The sequence below is a fragment of the uncultured Lacinutrix sp. genome, assembly GCF_947500605.1.
Taxonomy (GTDB): Bacteria; Bacteroidota; Bacteroidia; order Flavobacteriales; family Flavobacteriaceae; genus Lacinutrix.
In genome coordinates, this window is sequence record NZ_CANMSJ010000002.1 from 182228 (window position 1) to 198927 (window position 16700).

Consider the following 16700-nt stretch of genomic DNA (forward strand, 5'->3'; position numbering starts at 1 on the left):
ATGAGCAACGAAACGAAACAAAATACAGAGGCAAATTTAGGCCAAGACACAAAATCATCAAATTATGATGAATTAATTAACGCTAGAAAAGAAACTATAAAAGAAGCTACTAAACAACCTGAGATTAAATGGTTGACAGAAAATAGCCGTAAATTCCTAGCTTCAGGATATTTAACAGGTGACACAACACCAGAAGAACGTATTAGAGAAATTGCAGAAAATGCAGAGTCTATTTTAAAAATAGATGGTTTTGCCGATAAGTTTTATGGCTATATGGCAGAAGGCTATTACTCATTAGCATCACCAGTTTGGTCTAACTTTGGAAAAAGAAGAGGTTTACCAATTAGTTGCTTTGGTTCGCATATAGACGATGACATGGGAGATATTCTATACACACAGTCTGAAGTAGGTATGATGTCTAAATTAGGAGGTGGTACTTCTGGTTACTTTGGTAAATTACGTCATAGAGGTGCTCCTGTAAAAAATAACGGAGAATCTTCTGGAGCTGTACATATTATGCAACTGTTTGAAAAAATGGTAGATGTGGTAAGCCAAGGTTCTGTAAGAAGAGGTCGTTTTTCACCATACTTACCAATAGAACATGCAGATATTCACGAGTTTTTAGAAATAGGAACAGAAGGAAACCCAATACAAGAGTTAACACATGGTGTAACTGTTGGAAACGATTGGATGCAAGAAATGATCGATGGTGATCAAGATAAAAGAGCCATTTGGGCAAAAGTATTACAACGTAGAGGAGAGATAGGTTATCCTTATATTTTCTTTAGAGATAATGCTAACAATACAGCACCAGATGTGTATCAAGATAAGAATCATGAAATCTACGCAAGTAATTTATGTTCGGAAATCATGTTACCAACAAACGACAGATGGTCTTTTGTATGTGTATTATCTTCAATAAACGTATTACACTACGATAAGTGGAAAGATACAGATGCAGTAGAAACTATGGTACAGTTTTTAGATGCCGTTTTAGAAGAGTTTATTACTAAGTTAGAAGATTATAGAGATTCGGATAGTAGAGACGATAGGCAAACATTCATGTTCATGGAAAAAGCTTATAACTTCTCTAAAGAAAATAGAGCTTTAGGTTTAGGTGCTTTAGGATGGCACTCTCTATTACAGTCTAAAATGTTGCCTTTTGACAGTCAAGAAGCATTTAATTTAAATAGTGAAATATTTAAAACCATTGAAGAGAAATCTAACAAAGCATCTCAAGAGTTAGCTAAGTTATTTGGTGAGCCAGAAGTATTAAAAGGATACGGAAGACGTAATACTACATTAAATGCTGTAGCACCAACAACATCTTCTGCTTTTATTTTAGGACAAGTATCTCAAGGTATCGAGCCAATTTGGTCTAACTGTTATGTAAAAGATATTGCAAAAATTAAAACGACTATTAAAAATCCATTTTTAGTAGAGCTTTTAAAAGAAAAAGGATTAAATACTGTAGATACTTGGAAGAGTATTCGTGATTATGATGGTTCTGTACAGCATTTAGAAGGACTTACAGATCAAGAAAAAGATGTATTTAAAACCTATTCTGAAATAGATCAAATGACATTAATCTATCAAGCTGCAAATAGACAAAACCATATAGATCAAGGACAATCCTTAAACATAATGGTACATCCAGATATGCCAGTTAAAGAGATTAACAATATTTATGTTACAGCATGGAAATTAGGAGTTAAATCTCTGTATTATCAACACAGTATGAATGCAGCTCAGAAATTCAAGCAAAAGAAAGAGTGTGCTAGTTGTGAAGGATAATTAGTAAGATTTTTATTGAAATTAAATATAGAAGTGCCTTGATAAAGATTTTTCAAGGCACTTTTTTTTGCGTTTAAACTGAATTAAAAAAGCATCCTAATAAGGGTGCTTTTTTATATGTAATAACAACAAGACTACAAACCATAATCCAACGGTAAAACATCTCCAATTCTTTGGTTAGCCATAAAACCGCCAAACAATACTTTTTCTATTGGCGAGTGATTGCCATATGCATCTACAAAAAAGTGCCTTATTTCGCTTTTAATAGCAGATTGCCTGCCTTTGCATAGAATGTTAAGCTCTTTAGAGATAGTAACCTCAGTAAGCTTTAAACTGTCGTTTTTATAAGCTTTAATGTGCAATGAAGGTACAACCTGATAGCTACCTTTAAATATTTTAAATTTTTCTTCCTTAAGCCTATCATTTACGATAGCTCTCATAAAATGCAATGCAGAACCTATATATGCTTTTTGCCTATTTTTTAATGCGCGTTTATGTTTTTTTGAGTCAATATTTTCGAAAAAAGTAGTTCCGGAGTAAGCGACAGAAGCCACGGTTTTAAACGCTCTTTCTAAGTCTAGATTCGACTCCAAATCTATATTGTAGTTAATATAGAAGTCTTTAATATCGTATTTAACAATATAATCTAAAGCTTCATTTTTTACTATTATTGGAGCTTTAGCAGAAGCAACTAATTGTTTAGTATCTCTTTCAAAAATTAAAACAAGAGCATCTTCATTTAAAATAGTACATTTATCTGCAAATTCAGATCTTCCTAAAAACTCTCTTCTAAATTGCTTAAGCTTAAATTCTCGAGACCACTCGTCTTTACTGTCTAAAAGAACTTCCTCTAGAGTATTTACATCTTCTTTTAACTTGAATGTTTTTTTAGTTTCGAAATTTTCTATTGAGACAATCTTTGTTTCATATCCAACAAAAGACACTACTAATGGCGCATTTATAGGCTGTTTTAAATCAATAAAAAACTCACCATCGAAGTTTGTAATAGTACCTATAGAAGTATTATCGAAATAAACAGAAGCTCCAATTATTGGATCGTTGGTTTTTTCGCTTAAAACTACACCGCTTAATTCTTGTGCAAATGAAGATAAGAAAGACAGAAAAAATATTAAAAAGGAAATATTTTTCATAGACATAAAGTTATTAATCCTCTACAATAGTACCAGTAAATTTACTTTCCAACTCCGCTTGAAACTCTTCCATTACTGGTCGTACGGTACTCTCTGGTAAATCGGATATTTTAATATACATTAAACCATCTACCGCATTGTTAAATAACGGATCGACATTAAAACCTATAAGCCTACAGTTTTGTTTAATATACTTTTTTAGAAGTACAGGCAGCCTTAAAGCTCCTGGTTCTATTTCGTCTATTATTTTATCGAATTTATTCAAATCTGCTTCTGTAGCATCGAAAACAAAATCTTTATCTGCATCATTAAGTTTTACCTTAAATTCCTTTTTAGGATGAACGTATTGCGCCACATATGGATCGTAATAATGAGATTTCATAAACTCAATCATTAACGATTTAGAGAAATTTGAAAACTGATTACTAATACTAACTCCACCTATTAGGTATTTATGCTCTGGATAACGTAATGTGGTATGCACAATACCTTTCCAAAGTAAAAATAAAGGCATTGGTTTTTGTTGGTATTCTTTTATAATAAAAGCACGTCCTAACTCTAAAGACTCGCTCATCATTTTATACAACTCTGGCTCAAAACGGAATAAATCTTGAAGATAAAAACCATCGATACCATGCGCTTTAAAAATCTGAGAACCTAAGCCCATTCTATAGGCACCAGCTAATACTTTAGCTTCATTATCCCATAAAAACATGTGGTGATAGTAAGTATCAAAATCGTCTAAATCTATAGCCTCATTTGTTCCTTCTCCTACTGCTCTAAATGTAATTTCCCTAAGCCTTCCTATTTCTCTAAGTATGTTAGGAATATCTTGAGCTGGCGCTAAATACACCTCATAATTTTTACTTACAAGTAGGCGTTTATCATTATTAAGTAAATTCTCTACCTCCTTAATCATTGTAGCAGAATCGACAGGAGTTACAATCTTTTTAGGTGTTTTTGGCACTTTTAAACTAGACGAAATACTACTTATTCTATTTTCTTTTGGCTCGAAAGCATTAGACAACATGTAAGTTTTACGTCTAATAAAATCTGTAAATTCTCCTAGTGTTTTATGTTCGTCTTGAGCTTTAACAGTAATTGGTTTTCCTACTCTTACTTTTATTGTACGGTGCTTTTGTGTTAGTAACTCCGAAGGCAGTTTTGCTGTTCTAAAGATGTCACTAATTTTAGATAACTTATAAAATAACTTACTATTTTGAGCATGAAAATAAATAGGAACAATAGGAACATTAGCTTTTTGGGCTAATTTCATGGCCGCTTCTTCCCATGGCTTATCTACCATTAATTTTCCATCTTTATAAGTAGAAACTTCTCCAGCAGGAAATATTCCTAATGGATGACCTTCTCTTAAATGCATGATTGCATTTTTAAAACCAGCAATGCTTGACTTTACATCCTTACGATCCTCAAAAGGATTAACGGGCATTATATATGGCTTCATCGGCTCTATACGATGTAATAAAAAGTTCGCTATTATTTTAAAATCGGCTCTTTGTTCTAGCATTAATTTTAATAATAATATACCATCTATTCCTCCTAGCGGGTGATTAGAAACTGTAATGTATGCACCATCTTTTGGAAGTCTTTTTAAATCTTCTTCAGGAATTTCAAATTTAATTTGAAACTCACCTAAAATAGCATCTAAAAACTTTATACCGCTTAAATGCTTGTTACGATTGTAGATTCTATTAAGTGTAGATATTTTTAAAACTTTCATCAATAGCCAGCCTATAAACGTTCCAAATACTCCGTATTTTTCTAAGTTTATAGCTTTTGAAACTTCTTTTGCAGAGACTAAAGACATAGTTGTTTTTTCTGTTTTTTTAGCTTACAAATGTAAGCAATAGATTATTGAGTTACAATTTGTACTGTTTCTTGAAACAACTGCTTCAATAACACGGTTTTATCTTGCTCTAAATTTTTTATTGCTGCTTCGTTGTAATGCCTAATGGTATATAATGAAACATTTTCATGACACTCGACCTTAAATTTAGCTTTTAAGTGTAACAGCAGTTTTTCTAAATTATCGTAAGTGTTTTCAAAACACACCGAAAAACTAATTGCCGAATTCTGAATCACATCTACCTTCATTTTATAAAGCGCTAGTAAGTTAAAAATCTCGCTTATATTTTCTTCAACTACATAAGAGAAATCTAAAGTAGATAAAGATAATAATACTTGTTTTTGTTTTAAAATAAAACACGGCACTTTAGGCTCAATACCTTGAGATTTATTAACCGTTGTTCCAGCATTTTCTGGATTTAAAAAAGATTTTACATGTAAAGGAATCTCCTTACGCTGCAATGGCTGTAATGTTTTTGGATGAATAACAGATGCGCCATAAAAAGCAAGTTCTATAGCCTCTGTATATGAGATAGTATTTAATAATTGTGTATTATTAAAATGACGTGGATCTCCATTTAAAACTCCAGGAACGTCTTTCCATATTGTAACACTTTGTGCATTTAAACAATATGCAAAAATAGCGGCCGTATAATCACTACCTTCTCTACCTAATGTGGTTGTAAAGTTATTACTATCGCTAGCTATAAAACCTTGGGTAATATATAAAGTAGACTCTTTAACTTTACTAATAATATTATGTTGTGTGGTTTCCCAATTTACATTTGCACGACGATAATAATCGTCTGTTTTAATACATTGCCTAACATCTAGCCATGTATTATTTAGGTGTAAACTATTTAAATAATGACTAATAATAGTTGTAGAAACTAATTCGCCATAACCAATAACTTGATCGTATATAAAATTATAATTTGGAGACTTATTACTTTTAAAAAACTGTATTAATTCATTAAAAAGGGCATCAACCGTAACAAAAACTTGATGTTGTTGGTTGTTAAACAAATCCATCATAATAGTTTGATGGTAGTTTTTTACGGTATCTAATTCTGCTATAAAAGTATTTTTTTCGTTTAAATATTTATCTATTACAACTTCTAGAGCGTTTGTAGTTTTGCCCATTGCAGAAACTACAATAAGCGTGTTTTCATGACCTACTTTTTCAAGTACTTTTACTACATTTTTTACGCCATTAGCATCTTTTACAGAAGCTCCACCAAACTTAAATACTTGCACTATATATTGATTAAATAATTTTTAATTCCATTTTCATTTAAATGTACAACATCCCAATCTCTCATAACATTTGCTCCCTTTTTTTCGTAGAAAGTAATTGCAGGTTCGTTCCAATCTATAACTTCCCAACTTATGCGCTTAACACCCATTGCATTACCATGTTTTACAACCTCATTTAAAAGTTCGGTTCCTAAACCACTACCTCTCATGCTTTTTCTTACAATTAAATCTTCAAGATGTAAAACTTCTCCTTTCCAAGTAGAATAACGCTTATAAACTAGTGCCGCGCCAACTATTTCATTCTCGTTTTCGGCAACAAAACAAGTAAATTTTGGCTCTTTCCCATAACCATCTTCTTCAAGATTACCTACTGTAACTTCAACAGCATCAGGTTCTTTTTCAAAAATAGCGAGTTCTACGATTAGGTCGTGAACATTTTTCATATCATTTTTAGTTGCTAGACGTATTGAGCTCTTCATATTAAAACAATTTGGAAACCAAATATAGTTTAAAGTTAAATAAGGTAAGATATTAAGTTTTACGAAAACGCAATAGTTTGCTAAAAAAAACGATATTTGCAAAAGCGAAAGTCTAAAACTATGTCTAGAAAAAACCAAACGTTAGGAGAATTTATTATCGAAAACCAATCGTCTTTTAAATACACTTCTGGTGAATTATCAAGATTAATAAACTCTATTCGTCTAGCTGCGAAAGTGGTAAACCACGAAGTAAATAAAGCTGGTTTAGTAGACATAATTGGAGCTGCCGGAGACACTAACATTCAAGGTGAGGACCAACAAAAATTAGACGTATACGCTAACGAGAAATTTATTCAAACCTTAACAAATAGAAATATCGTTTGTGGTATTGCTAGTGAGGAAGAAGATGATTTTATCTCAATAAATAGTCAAGACGAAAATAACCAAAACAAATATGTAGTATTAATAGATCCTTTAGATGGTTCTAGTAATATTGATGTTAATGTTTCTGTAGGTACTATTTTCTCAATTTATAGGCGTGTTACACCTGTTGGAACACCTGTAACTATAGAGGATTTTCTTCAAAAAGGAAATCAGCAAGTAGCAGCTGGTTATGTTGTTTATGGAACTTCTACAATGTTAGTTTATACAACTGGAGATGGCGTAAACGGATTTACATTAAATCCAGCTTTAGGAACACTTTATTTATCGCATCCAAACATGCAATTCCCAGAAGATGGAAACATCTACTCTATTAACGAAGGTAATTACAACCATTTTCCACAAGGCGTTAAAGATTATTTAAAGTATTGCCAAAAAGAAGAAGATAACAGACCATACACCTCAAGATATATTGGTTCTTTAGTTTCAGATTTTCATAGAAATATGATAAAAGGTGGTATCTACATCTACCCAAAAAGTTCTAAAAATGCAGCTGGTAAACTACGTTTACTTTACGAATGTAACCCTATGGCTTACATTGCAGAACAAGCTAATGGTAAAGCTAGTGATGGTTTTACAAGAATTCTAGATATAGAGCCAACAGAGCTGCACCAACGAGTTCCTTTTTTCTGCGGAAGTAAAAATATGGTAGAAAAAGCCGAGGACTTTATGCAAAATGCTCAAGAAGCATAGTATTCTAATAAATTTTGCTATTTTTACCGTAGTTTATTAAACTAAATGGCAATGGCAAAGAACGACAATAGCACAAATAACAACGTAAACGATTCTACTTCTAAAATTGATGCGATAAAGCAGCTTATTTTTGGTGAAAACATCCAAGAATATAATCATGAATTTGAAGCTGTAAAACTAGACATCCTTAAAAAGAAAAAAGAACTAGAAAGCTTACTTGATGATGTTAAGGCGGAATTACTTCAAAATATTGATAACTTAAGTACAGATATTAATATAAGAATTACCGAATTAGAAAACACCTTAGAAGACAAGGCAGATGCTCTTGAAGAGAAAAAATTAGACCGCAAACTTTTTGGCGATTTACTAATTAAACTTGGCGAGAAAATAAGTAACTAATTTGATTCTCACGCCATGAATCAAGACGAAAAACTTTCTATTTTAAAAGACATCTTACTAACAGATGAGCGTGAGTATGCAAAAAAAGTAGAAGAAAAGCTTAAAGTTGTTGAAGACATTATAAACAAACAGAAGCAATTGTCTGAGCGTGTAGATCCAATAATAGATCAAAAACTCGATGATTTTGTTTCACAAATACCAAAAACTTTAGGACCTGTAATTACAGAAGCATTAAAAAGTGAAATTAAAAACTCTCAAGATGCTGTTGTAGAAGCTTTATTTCCAATTATTGGGAAAATGATAAAAAAGTATGTACAGCAGGAGATGCAAATTCTATCTGAACAGATAAACGCAAAAATGAATAGTGCGTTTTCTTTTGAAGGTTTAAAACGTAAGTTTAAATCTAAAAGAACGGGCGTAAGCGAAGCAGATTTAATGTTACAAGAACTAGCTCAACCTGTTATAGAACAAATTATGGTTATTGAGAAAGGTTCTGGAATAATCATTTCAGAATATTCTAAAACACAAGCTATAGACGAAGACATGGTCTCTGGTATGCTTACTGCAATTAAAAGTTTTGCAGAAGATGCATTTGAGAAAGAAAACCAAGAATTAAACTATATAGAATACGACAGTTTCCATATACACCTTCAAAATTTCTCAGAATATTACATTGCAGTAATTATTTCTGGCCCTTATAATGTTGTTTTTAAAAGTAAACTTGAAGACAAATTATTAGATTTTGCGCAAAATTATATTAATAAAGAGGATATTAATGATCACGATTTATTTTCTAAAAAATTGAAATCGTTTTTCGAGTAACTATTTCTATATATAAGTAATTATACTATATCCTTTTCTTATTTTTGCCCAGCTATATCTATAGCACTTTTTTAATTAAAAAATTAAAGTTATATTTCTAAAATGAAAATTTCTAAAAAAATAGTTTTATTAGGTCATTTTGGTGTTGGTAAATCTTCACTTATTAGACGTTTTGTAGAAAACACATTTTCTGAAGATTATAAAGTAACTATTGGTGTACACATTTTTAAGAAAAATGTAACTATTCCAGAAAAAGGAACAGACGTTTCTTTAGTTATTTGGGATTTAGAAGGAAACGATGATATAAGTAACACTAGGCTATCTTATCTTTTAGGTACACATGCCTTTATTTATGTGTACGATGTAACAAGACCTGCAACATACGAGAAGTTAGAAAGCGAACTAAATTTCCTTAAAGAAAAGCAAAAAAACACACCTATTACTGTTGTTGGTAACAAAGAAGATTTGGTTACCAAAGCATATATAAAGCAGAACAGCGATAATTTTGGTCGTTTAACAGATTTTTATGTCAGTGCAAAGACAGGAGATAAAGTTGACTTTCTTTTTTCTAATTTAGCTGAATCGCTTATTAAATAAGCAAAAAACAGCTTTACAATGTTAGAAGTTTACAAGAAAAAGTATATAAAACCAGTTCTACAATATTCAATATTAGATTTCGAAGGAAACATAATAGAATCTGATAACGCACTATTTTTAAATTTTAAGAATCAGTACGTAGGAGATATTCATCCTTTTTTTGAAACAATAACCTCTCTTTTAACTGCAGAGGAAAATGAAACTGTTTTTTCTTGTATTCATTTAAATATTGAAGGCAAAGCAATTACTGCAGATATAATTTTACAAACCTTTGGTGATGCTAAAAACCCGTTATTAATCATTCACGATTTAACGTCTCACTATAATAACTATCAAACTACTGCACAGGTTAGAAATGAGTCTGTTATCAACTCTCAAATTTTAGAGTTAAAAAACACATATTTAAAAGAAAAAGAAGTTTTTAAAAACAGTTTTATCGCAAACTTTAGTCATGAGTTGCGAGATCCACTAACTGGTATTTTAACGTTTACAGATATATTAAGCAAAACCAATTTAGACTTAAAGCAGAAAGATTATATTCAAATATTAAACTCTTCATCAAATTTTTTAAAGAAAATGATTGATGATATTCTAGACATTTCTAAAATTGAATCTGGAAACTTAGAACTCTCTATAGAACCTTTTTATCTTTTAGATTTATTAAATGAAATTAAGTTTAATTATAAGCTTAAAGCTGAACAAAAAGGATTAGAGTTTAGCTTTAATTTTGATGATAAATTACCAGAGATTGTAGGTGGCGATGCTAAAAGATTACAACAAGTTTTAACAAACTTATTAGATAACGCATTAAAATTCACAGATAGTGGTAGCATAAGCTTTAACGCATCTTTAAACCAGCTTAGAGCGCAAAAAGCAAGTATTCACTTTGAAATAGTTGATACTGGGATAGGTATAAAAGAGGAAAACTTTGAAACTATTTTTTCAAGTTTCTCTCAAGTAAGCAACAACCACTCGTACAAAGGCACAGGACTTGGACTTGCTATTGTAAAGTATTTAGTAGAATTAACCAATAGTAAAATAAGTGTTTCTTCTAACTATGGAAAAGGCTCTATTTTTTCTACAAATATTAATTTTGTAGCAAACTCAACGTTAGTTGTTAATAAGCCAAAAAATAAAAAAGAAATAAAATTTGACGTTTCAAGAAAATACAACATTTTACTAGTTGAAGATTCTGAAATCACACAACTCTCTGTTTTAAAAATCTTAGCATCACAAGGTCATTTTTTCCTAGATATTGTTACTAAACCAGACGATGTACTTGCAAGAATATCGAATATAGACAGTGAGATTGATTTGGTACTAATGGATATAAAGTTGAAAGAATTTCGTGGAGACGAAATTGCAAAACAAATAAGAAAACTTCCAGAACGTCACCAGAAAAAAGTGCCAATTGTAGCTATGACGGCTAAAATTTTTAAAGAAGACTTAAAACGTTATAAAAAAGCGGGAATAAACGATGTTTTAAAAAAACCGTTTAACGAAAGTCAGCTATTAGAAATAATTGCAAATAACCTGAAATAAGCAAAAGAACTCCGCTTATTCGTGTTTTAAAATACTGTATCTTTATATTTAATAAAATTATTGCCAATAATTATACATGCTCGAGAATTACACTATTCCTTATAACGAAACCACAAATCAAATATTACTTATTAGTGATGATGGAGTTATTATAGATGCTGAATCTATACTTTTTAAAAATTGTATCGGTAAATCTATAGACAAACTACATCCTTTTTTCTATAGTATATTCGCTTTATTAACTCAAAATAATAAAACCTTCAATTTTGAATGTGTCAATCTAGATTTAGATGGCACTAACTATACTATTGATGCGACTTTACACATTAACAACGAAAACGAACCTTCTGTTTTTGTATTTCAAGAACTAACAAAACAATATGTTTTGCTACAAAAAGCGGCTCAAAAAAGAAATGTTGCCGAAATAAAATCTCAGCTATTAAGTTTCAACAATACTATTCTACAGGAAAAAGAAGCATTTAAAAATACATTTATAGCAAATTTTAGCAACGAAATAAAAACACCTGTTAATACTATAAATGGTTTTGTTTCTCTTCTAGAAAATACAAATCTAGAACAAAGTCAGCGTTATAATCTTGATGTTATTAAAAACACTAACGACAAGTTAAAAACAATGATTAGCGATATTATAGATATTTCTAAAATTGAGGCAGACTATTTCCCAATACGCCCAATACGTTATAACCTTCTCGAAGAATTAAACCTAATTACTCAAATATTTACTCAAAAATGTAAAGAGAAAGGCTTAACATTAAAATATAGTATTGATCCAGAATGTCCTAAATATGTTATTGCAGACAAGTACAGGTTAGCACAAATTGTAAACAATATTATTGGTAATGCTATTAAATTTACTCCATCTGGAAGCATCGAATTAACAACCGAATGCGTTAAAAAAACCGAAGATTCTGCTACATTATTATTTAAAGTAAAAGATACTGGAGTTGGTATTGAAAAAAAGGAAATCGATTCTATTTTTAATAGTTTTCATCAAATCACAAATAGCTTAGTTAATAATGGTGTTGGATTAGGACTTTCCATAACAAAAAAGCTTATTCATGCTTTAAAAGGTACAATAACATTAAAAAGTGAAGTTGGAGTAGGCTCTACCTTTTGCATAGCATTAGATTTTAAAATAGCTCCAGACCAAAAGGACGACGTTATTATAACTAAAACCTCGAAAACGACTTCTAAAAACGATTTTAAAATTTTACTTGCAGATCCTTTACGCGATAATCAAGAAAAACTTTTAAATATTATTAGTAAACTAAAAAACTGTGATGTTGTTGTTATAGAAGATGGAGACCAAGTTATAGAGGAGCTTTACAAGACTACTTTCGATCTTGTAATACTAAACCTTAAACTACCAACTACAGATGGCTTAGATACTACGCGCTATATAAGGCACTCAGAATATAAAGACATTAATAAAATTCCTATTGTTGTAATAAGCGAAAATCCTTCTAAAGAAGAAGAGGCCTATTGCAAACAAAGAAGAGTAAATAGTTATATTGGGAAACCTTTTGTTAAGGCCGAAATACTAAGAAAACTAAAATATATTATACAAAAAAAGCAAGCTTAATAGCTTGCTTTTTTAATCATGTAAAAGAAGGAATTATCTATTCATTCCTTTTATTTCTTCTGTAAAAGTATCTAAATCCACACCATTACTTACTAAAGTTAATGCTTTATCTATTACGTACTTTACGTTCTCTGGATTAAAACCTAAACCAACAGCAATTTTACGTAATAAAACCTCTTCGTGATCTCCCTTAATATGATCTACATAAACCATACGAGATAAATCGAATAAACGCTCTAAACGACTATCGTAAGATGTTGGAGGATTAATTGGGTGCGATTGGTAATCCTTTAATATAGTTTTATAATCGTTTTCACCAATGTCTAAATTACGAGCTAAACGATCTAAGAATGTTTTTTCTTCATCGCTAATAATTCCGTCGTCCATTGCCACTCTTACAATAGATGCAAAATGGTCTTCGTTACGCTTCTTAAATCCGCTATCAAATAAATCTGAAAATGACATATATTTTATATTTTTTAGAGCGTCAAAGATAGTTAAACTTCAAATCTTTTGAAATGAAATCTTTCTTTTTTTAGACTTTCATTTTACGCTTTTTAACTTAAAGTAAAATACCATACTTCAACGATTAGTTTACATCTTAAAAACGTTATAAAACAAAACGTTTATTGATAATTATAATTTCATAATTACCAATTCAAAAATCTATCTCTTATATTTGTTGTCCAATACTTTTATACGTGAGCAAATCTCTAATCTCGCAAACTTATGCACAGTCTTTGCAAATGCAAAAACTGAACTCTGCTATTGCCAAAACTCAAGAAAAAACAAATAAAACGCATATAAAAGGCCTTATTGGCTCTGCACTTTCATTTGTTATAAACGAAAGCTTTAAAACAGCCGAAAAACCTTTTCTTTTAATTTTTAACGACAAGGAAGAAGCCGCTTTTTATCTTAACGATTTAGAACAACTTATAAATGGTAAAGATGTTTTATTCTATCCTGGAAGCTATAGGAGACCTTATCAAATTGAAGAAACAGACAATGCAAATATACTTTTACGTGCAGAGGTTTTAAACCGAATTAATTCACGTAAAAAACCTGCTATAATTGTTACTTATCCAGATGCCCTTTTCGAAAAAGTAGTAACTAGAAAAGAACTAGATCGAAATACTTTAAAAATTAATGTAGGAGACGATCTTAATATCGACTTTGTAAATGAAGTACTTTTTGAATACAAATTTAAACGTGTAGATTTCGTTACAGAACCTGGCGAATTTTCTGTTAGAGGTGGTATTGTAGATGTATTCTCGTTTTCACACGATGAACCATACAGGATTGAGTTTTTTGGAGACGAAGTAGATAGTATTAGAACCTTCGATGTAGAGACACAACTCTCTAATCAACAGATTAAAAAAATTGGCATTATTCCAAATGTCGAAAAAAAGTTTTTAAACGAGACTCGTGAGAGTTTCTTAAAATACATAGCCTCTAAAACAGTTGTTTTTACTAAAAACGTAGAGGTTCTTTTTTCAAGAATAGACGAATTTTATACAAAGGCTGAAGATGCTTTTAAAACCCTTTCAACCGAAGTACAACATTCTGAACCCGAAGAACTCTTTTGTAATTCTTCATTATTAAAACGTCAACTATTAGATTTCAATGTCGTAGAATTTGGTACAGATTCTTGGTTAAAACCTCAAGAAGAAATAGTATTTAATACTACGCCACAACCTGCGTTTAATAAACAGTTCGATTTACTTATCGATAACTTAAACAAAAGCCATAACAATGGTTTTACAAATTATATTGCTTGTGTTAGCGAACAACAAGCAAAGCGTTTTCACGACATTTTTAACGATGTAGAGCAAGATGTAAAATACCAAACCATTACATTATCGCTTTTTCAAGGTTTTGTAGACCATGAAAACAAAATGGTGGTTTACACAGATCATCAAATTTTTGAACGTTACCATAAGTTTCATCTTAAAAATGGTTACGCCAAAAAGCAAGCCATTACCTTAAAAGAGATTACTAATCTTGATATTGGAGATTATGTAACACATATAGATCACGGTATTGGAAAATTTGGTGGCCTTAAAAAAATAGATGTCGAAGGTAAATTGCAAGAAGCTATAAAATTAGTTTATGGCGAACGCGATATTTTATATTTAAGTATCCATTCTTTACATAAAATTACCAAATTTAATGGTAAAGATGGTAAACCGCCAAAGGTTTACAAATTAGGTAGCAAAGCATGGAAAGTACTTAAAGAGAAAACCAAATCTAGAGTTAAACATGTTGCCTTTAATTTAATAAAACTATACGCTAAACGTAAACTTGAAAAAGGTTACCAATACAAACAGGATAGTTATTTACAACACGAACTAGAAGCGTCTTTTATTTACGAAGACACGCCAGACCAAATTACTGCAACTGCAGATATTAAAGCAGATATGGAAAGCGAGCGACCAATGGATCGTTTAATTTGTGGAGATGTAGGTTTTGGTAAAACAGAGGTTGCTATACGTGCCGCTTTTAAGGCCGTAGATAATGGCAAACAAGTAGCCGTTTTAGTACCAACAACTATATTAGCATTCCAACACCATAAAACCTTTACAGAACGTTTAAAGGAGTTTCCTGTAACTGTAGATTATGTTAATCGTTTTCGTACTGCAAAACAAAAACGCGAGACTTTAGAGAGGTTAGAAAAAGGGCATGTAGATATTATTATTGGCACACACCAGCTAGTAAATAAAAAGGTGAAATTTAAAGATTTAGGTCTATTAATTGTAGATGAAGAACAAAAATTTGGTGTTGCTGTAAAAGAAAAATTAAAAACCTTAAAAGACAATGTAGATGTCTTGACTTTAACTGCCACTCCTATTCCAAGGACGCTTCAGTTTAGTTTAATGGCTGCACGAGATTTATCGGTAATTACCACTGCTCCACCTAATCGTTATCCTATAGAAAGTAATGTTATTCGCTTTAGCGAAGATGCTATTAGAGATGCGGTGAGTTATGAGATACAACGTGGCGGACAAATATTTTTTATCCACAATCGTATAGAGAATATTAAAGAAGTTGCCGGTATGATTCAACGTTTAGTCCCAGACGCAAAAGTTGGTATTGGACATGGACAAATGGATGGTAAAAAGCTAGAAGAGCTTATGCTTGCCTTTATGGATGGTGCTTTCGATGTTCTGGTAAGTACAACCATTATAGAAAGCGGACTAGATGTACCAAATGCAAACACCATATTTATTAATAACGCTAATAATTTTGGATTAAGCGATTTACACCAAATGCGTGGTCGTGTAGGACGTAGCAATAAGAAAGCATTCTGTTATTTTATTACACCAGAGTATTCTGCAATGACAGACGATGCCAGAAAACGTATTCAAGCCTTAGAGCAATTTACCGCTTTAGGAAGTGGTTTTAATATTGCTATGAAGGATTTAGAAATTAGAGGTGCAGGAGATTTATTGGGTGGTGAGCAAAGTGGTTTTATAAATGAAATTGGCTTCGACACCTACCAGAAAATACTTAATGAAGCTATTGAAGAGCTTAAAGAAAATGAATTCAAGGATTTATATGACGAAGATCCCGAAGGCAAAGAATACGTAAAAGACATGACTATTGATAGTGATTTAGAGTTACTATTTCCAGATGATTATATTAATAATATAGCCGAAAGACTAAGCCTTTACACACAGCTTAATAATTTTAAAACTGAAGAAGAATTAGCCAAATTTGAAACTGAACTAATAGATAGATTTGGAGAACTGCCAACACAAGTAGTAGATTTATTAGACAGTGTAAGATTAAAATGGATTGCTATTAAATTAGGAATCGAAAAGGTTATTATGAAAAATGGTAAACTTACAGGTTACTTTATTAACGATCAACAAAGTCGCTTTTACCAAAGTACAAACTTTAATAAATTATTAAAATATGTACAACAAAACCCTAGAGCTGGAAAAATGAAAGAAAAACAAACCAGAAAAGGATTGCGTTTATTACTTACCTTTGAAAATATTAAAACGGTAGAACAAGCGTTAGCAGTACTTAAACCCATATTAAATTAAAAAATTA

Annotated in this window: 13 protein-coding genes; 8 read left to right on the plus strand and 5 right to left on the minus strand. The window is 31.0% G+C overall.

Features of this window, described 5'->3' with window-relative positions; translation table 11 throughout:
• Entirely contained in the window at nucleotides 1-1794 is a 1794-nt protein-coding gene (locus Q0935_RS04015; protein WP_299382587.1) for a ribonucleoside-diphosphate reductase subunit alpha, read from the plus strand.
• Between the two features lie 134 nt (nucleotides 1795-1928).
• Here the strand turns inward: Q0935_RS04015 and Q0935_RS04020 are convergent, their stop codons facing one another.
• From Q0935_RS04020 to Q0935_RS04035, 4 genes are read right to left on the minus strand one after another with little or no spacing between them, the layout of a single operon-like run.
• Nucleotides 1929-2945, minus strand: coding sequence for a carboxypeptidase-like regulatory domain-containing protein (locus Q0935_RS04020; protein WP_299382590.1), 1017 nt, complete (start codon nucleotides 2943-2945; stop codon nucleotides 1929-1931).
• Between the two features lie 13 nt (nucleotides 2946-2958).
• Nucleotides 2959-4773 carry a lysophospholipid acyltransferase family protein gene (locus Q0935_RS04025; protein ID WP_299249337.1) on the minus strand — a complete coding sequence of 605 codons (1815 nt, stop codon included), beginning with the start codon at nucleotides 4771-4773 and terminating at the stop codon, nucleotides 2959-2961.
• Between the two features lie 44 nt (nucleotides 4774-4817).
• The gene (locus Q0935_RS04030; protein ID WP_299249334.1) at nucleotides 4818-6068 is read right to left on the minus strand and encodes an aspartate kinase; all 1251 of its coding nucleotides are present in this window, start codon (nucleotides 6066-6068) and stop codon (nucleotides 4818-4820) included.
• Nucleotides 6068-6547 (minus strand): GNAT family N-acetyltransferase, encoded by a 480-nt coding sequence (locus tag Q0935_RS04035; RefSeq protein WP_299382593.1) that lies wholly within the window; start codon nucleotides 6545-6547, stop codon nucleotides 6068-6070. Before Q0935_RS04035 ends, Q0935_RS04030 begins: the two co-directional genes overlap by 1 nt.
• Before the next feature lie 120 nt (nucleotides 6548-6667).
• On the opposite strand from Q0935_RS04035, the gene fbp reads away from it, so the two are divergent.
• From fbp to Q0935_RS04065, 6 genes are all read left to right on the plus strand, one after another.
• Entirely contained in the window at nucleotides 6668-7681 is a 1014-nt protein-coding gene (fbp, locus tag Q0935_RS04040) for a class 1 fructose-bisphosphatase (RefSeq protein WP_299382595.1), read from the plus strand.
• Nucleotides 7682-7732: 51 nt separating this feature from the next.
• Nucleotides 7733-8080, plus strand: coding sequence for a fructose 1,6-bisphosphatase (locus tag Q0935_RS04045; protein WP_299382597.1), 348 nt, complete (start codon nucleotides 7733-7735; stop codon nucleotides 8078-8080).
• A 15-nt stretch (nucleotides 8081-8095) separates the two neighbouring features.
• A complete protein-coding gene (locus Q0935_RS04050) occupies nucleotides 8096-8902 on the plus strand; it encodes a cell envelope biogenesis protein OmpA (RefSeq protein ID WP_299249323.1) in 807 nt (268 codons plus the stop codon).
• A gap of 102 nt (nucleotides 8903-9004) precedes the next feature.
• On the plus strand, nucleotides 9005-9499 hold the full coding sequence (locus Q0935_RS04055) for a Rab family GTPase (RefSeq protein WP_299249321.1): 495 nt from the start codon (nucleotides 9005-9007) through the stop codon (nucleotides 9497-9499).
• Between the two features lie 18 nt (nucleotides 9500-9517).
• Nucleotides 9518-11041 (plus strand): ATP-binding protein, encoded by a 1524-nt coding sequence (locus Q0935_RS04060; protein WP_299382600.1) that lies wholly within the window; start codon nucleotides 9518-9520, stop codon nucleotides 11039-11041.
• Between the two features lie 76 nt (nucleotides 11042-11117).
• Nucleotides 11118-12644 carry an ATP-binding protein gene (locus tag Q0935_RS04065; protein WP_299382601.1) on the plus strand — a complete coding sequence of 509 codons (1527 nt, stop codon included), beginning with the start codon at nucleotides 11118-11120 and terminating at the stop codon, nucleotides 12642-12644.
• A 33-nt stretch (nucleotides 12645-12677) separates the two neighbouring features.
• Here Q0935_RS04065 and Q0935_RS04070 read toward each other — a convergent pair whose 3' ends face one another.
• The gene (locus Q0935_RS04070) at nucleotides 12678-13109 is read right to left on the minus strand and encodes a TerB family tellurite resistance protein (RefSeq protein ID WP_055436045.1); all 432 of its coding nucleotides are present in this window, start codon (nucleotides 13107-13109) and stop codon (nucleotides 12678-12680) included.
• A gap of 236 nt (nucleotides 13110-13345) precedes the next feature.
• On the opposite strand from Q0935_RS04070, the gene mfd reads away from it, so the two are divergent.
• The gene (mfd, locus tag Q0935_RS04075; RefSeq protein WP_299382604.1) at nucleotides 13346-16693 is read left to right on the plus strand and encodes a transcription-repair coupling factor; all 3348 of its coding nucleotides are present in this window, start codon (nucleotides 13346-13348) and stop codon (nucleotides 16691-16693) included.
• The last annotated feature ends 7 nt before the right edge of the window (nucleotides 16694-16700 follow it).

Excerpts from the sequence above, each read along its gene's own strand:
- Q0935_RS04055 (WP_299249321.1), top strand. The coding sequence starts at position 9,005 with ATGAAAATTTCTAAAAAAATAGTTTTATTAGGTCATTTTGGTGTTGGT.
- Q0935_RS04050 (WP_299249323.1), top strand. The coding sequence starts at position 8,096 with ATGAATCAAGACGAAAAACTTTCTATTTTAAAAGACATCTTACTAACA.
- fbp (WP_299382595.1), top strand. The coding sequence starts at position 6,668 with ATGTCTAGAAAAAACCAAACGTTAGGAGAATTTATTATCGAAAACCAA.
- Q0935_RS04035 (WP_299382593.1), bottom strand. The coding sequence starts at position 6,547 with ATGAAGAGCTCAATACGTCTAGCAACTAAAAATGATATGAAAAATGTT.
- Q0935_RS04020 (WP_299382590.1), bottom strand. The coding sequence starts at position 2,945 with ATGAAAAATATTTCCTTTTTAATATTTTTTCTGTCTTTCTTATCTTCA.
- Q0935_RS04025 (WP_299249337.1), bottom strand. The coding sequence starts at position 4,773 with ATGTCTTTAGTCTCTGCAAAAGAAGTTTCAAAAGCTATAAACTTAGAA.
- Q0935_RS04070 (WP_055436045.1), bottom strand. The coding sequence starts at position 13,109 with ATGTCATTTTCAGATTTATTTGATAGCGGATTTAAGAAGCGTAACGAA.
- Q0935_RS04015 (WP_299382587.1), top strand. The coding sequence starts at position 1 with ATGAGCAACGAAACGAAACAAAATACAGAGGCAAATTTAGGCCAAGAC.
- Q0935_RS04045 (WP_299382597.1), top strand. The coding sequence starts at position 7,733 with ATGGCAAAGAACGACAATAGCACAAATAACAACGTAAACGATTCTACT.
- Q0935_RS04060 (WP_299382600.1), top strand. The coding sequence starts at position 9,518 with ATGTTAGAAGTTTACAAGAAAAAGTATATAAAACCAGTTCTACAATAT.
- Q0935_RS04065 (WP_299382601.1), top strand. The coding sequence starts at position 11,118 with ATGCTCGAGAATTACACTATTCCTTATAACGAAACCACAAATCAAATA.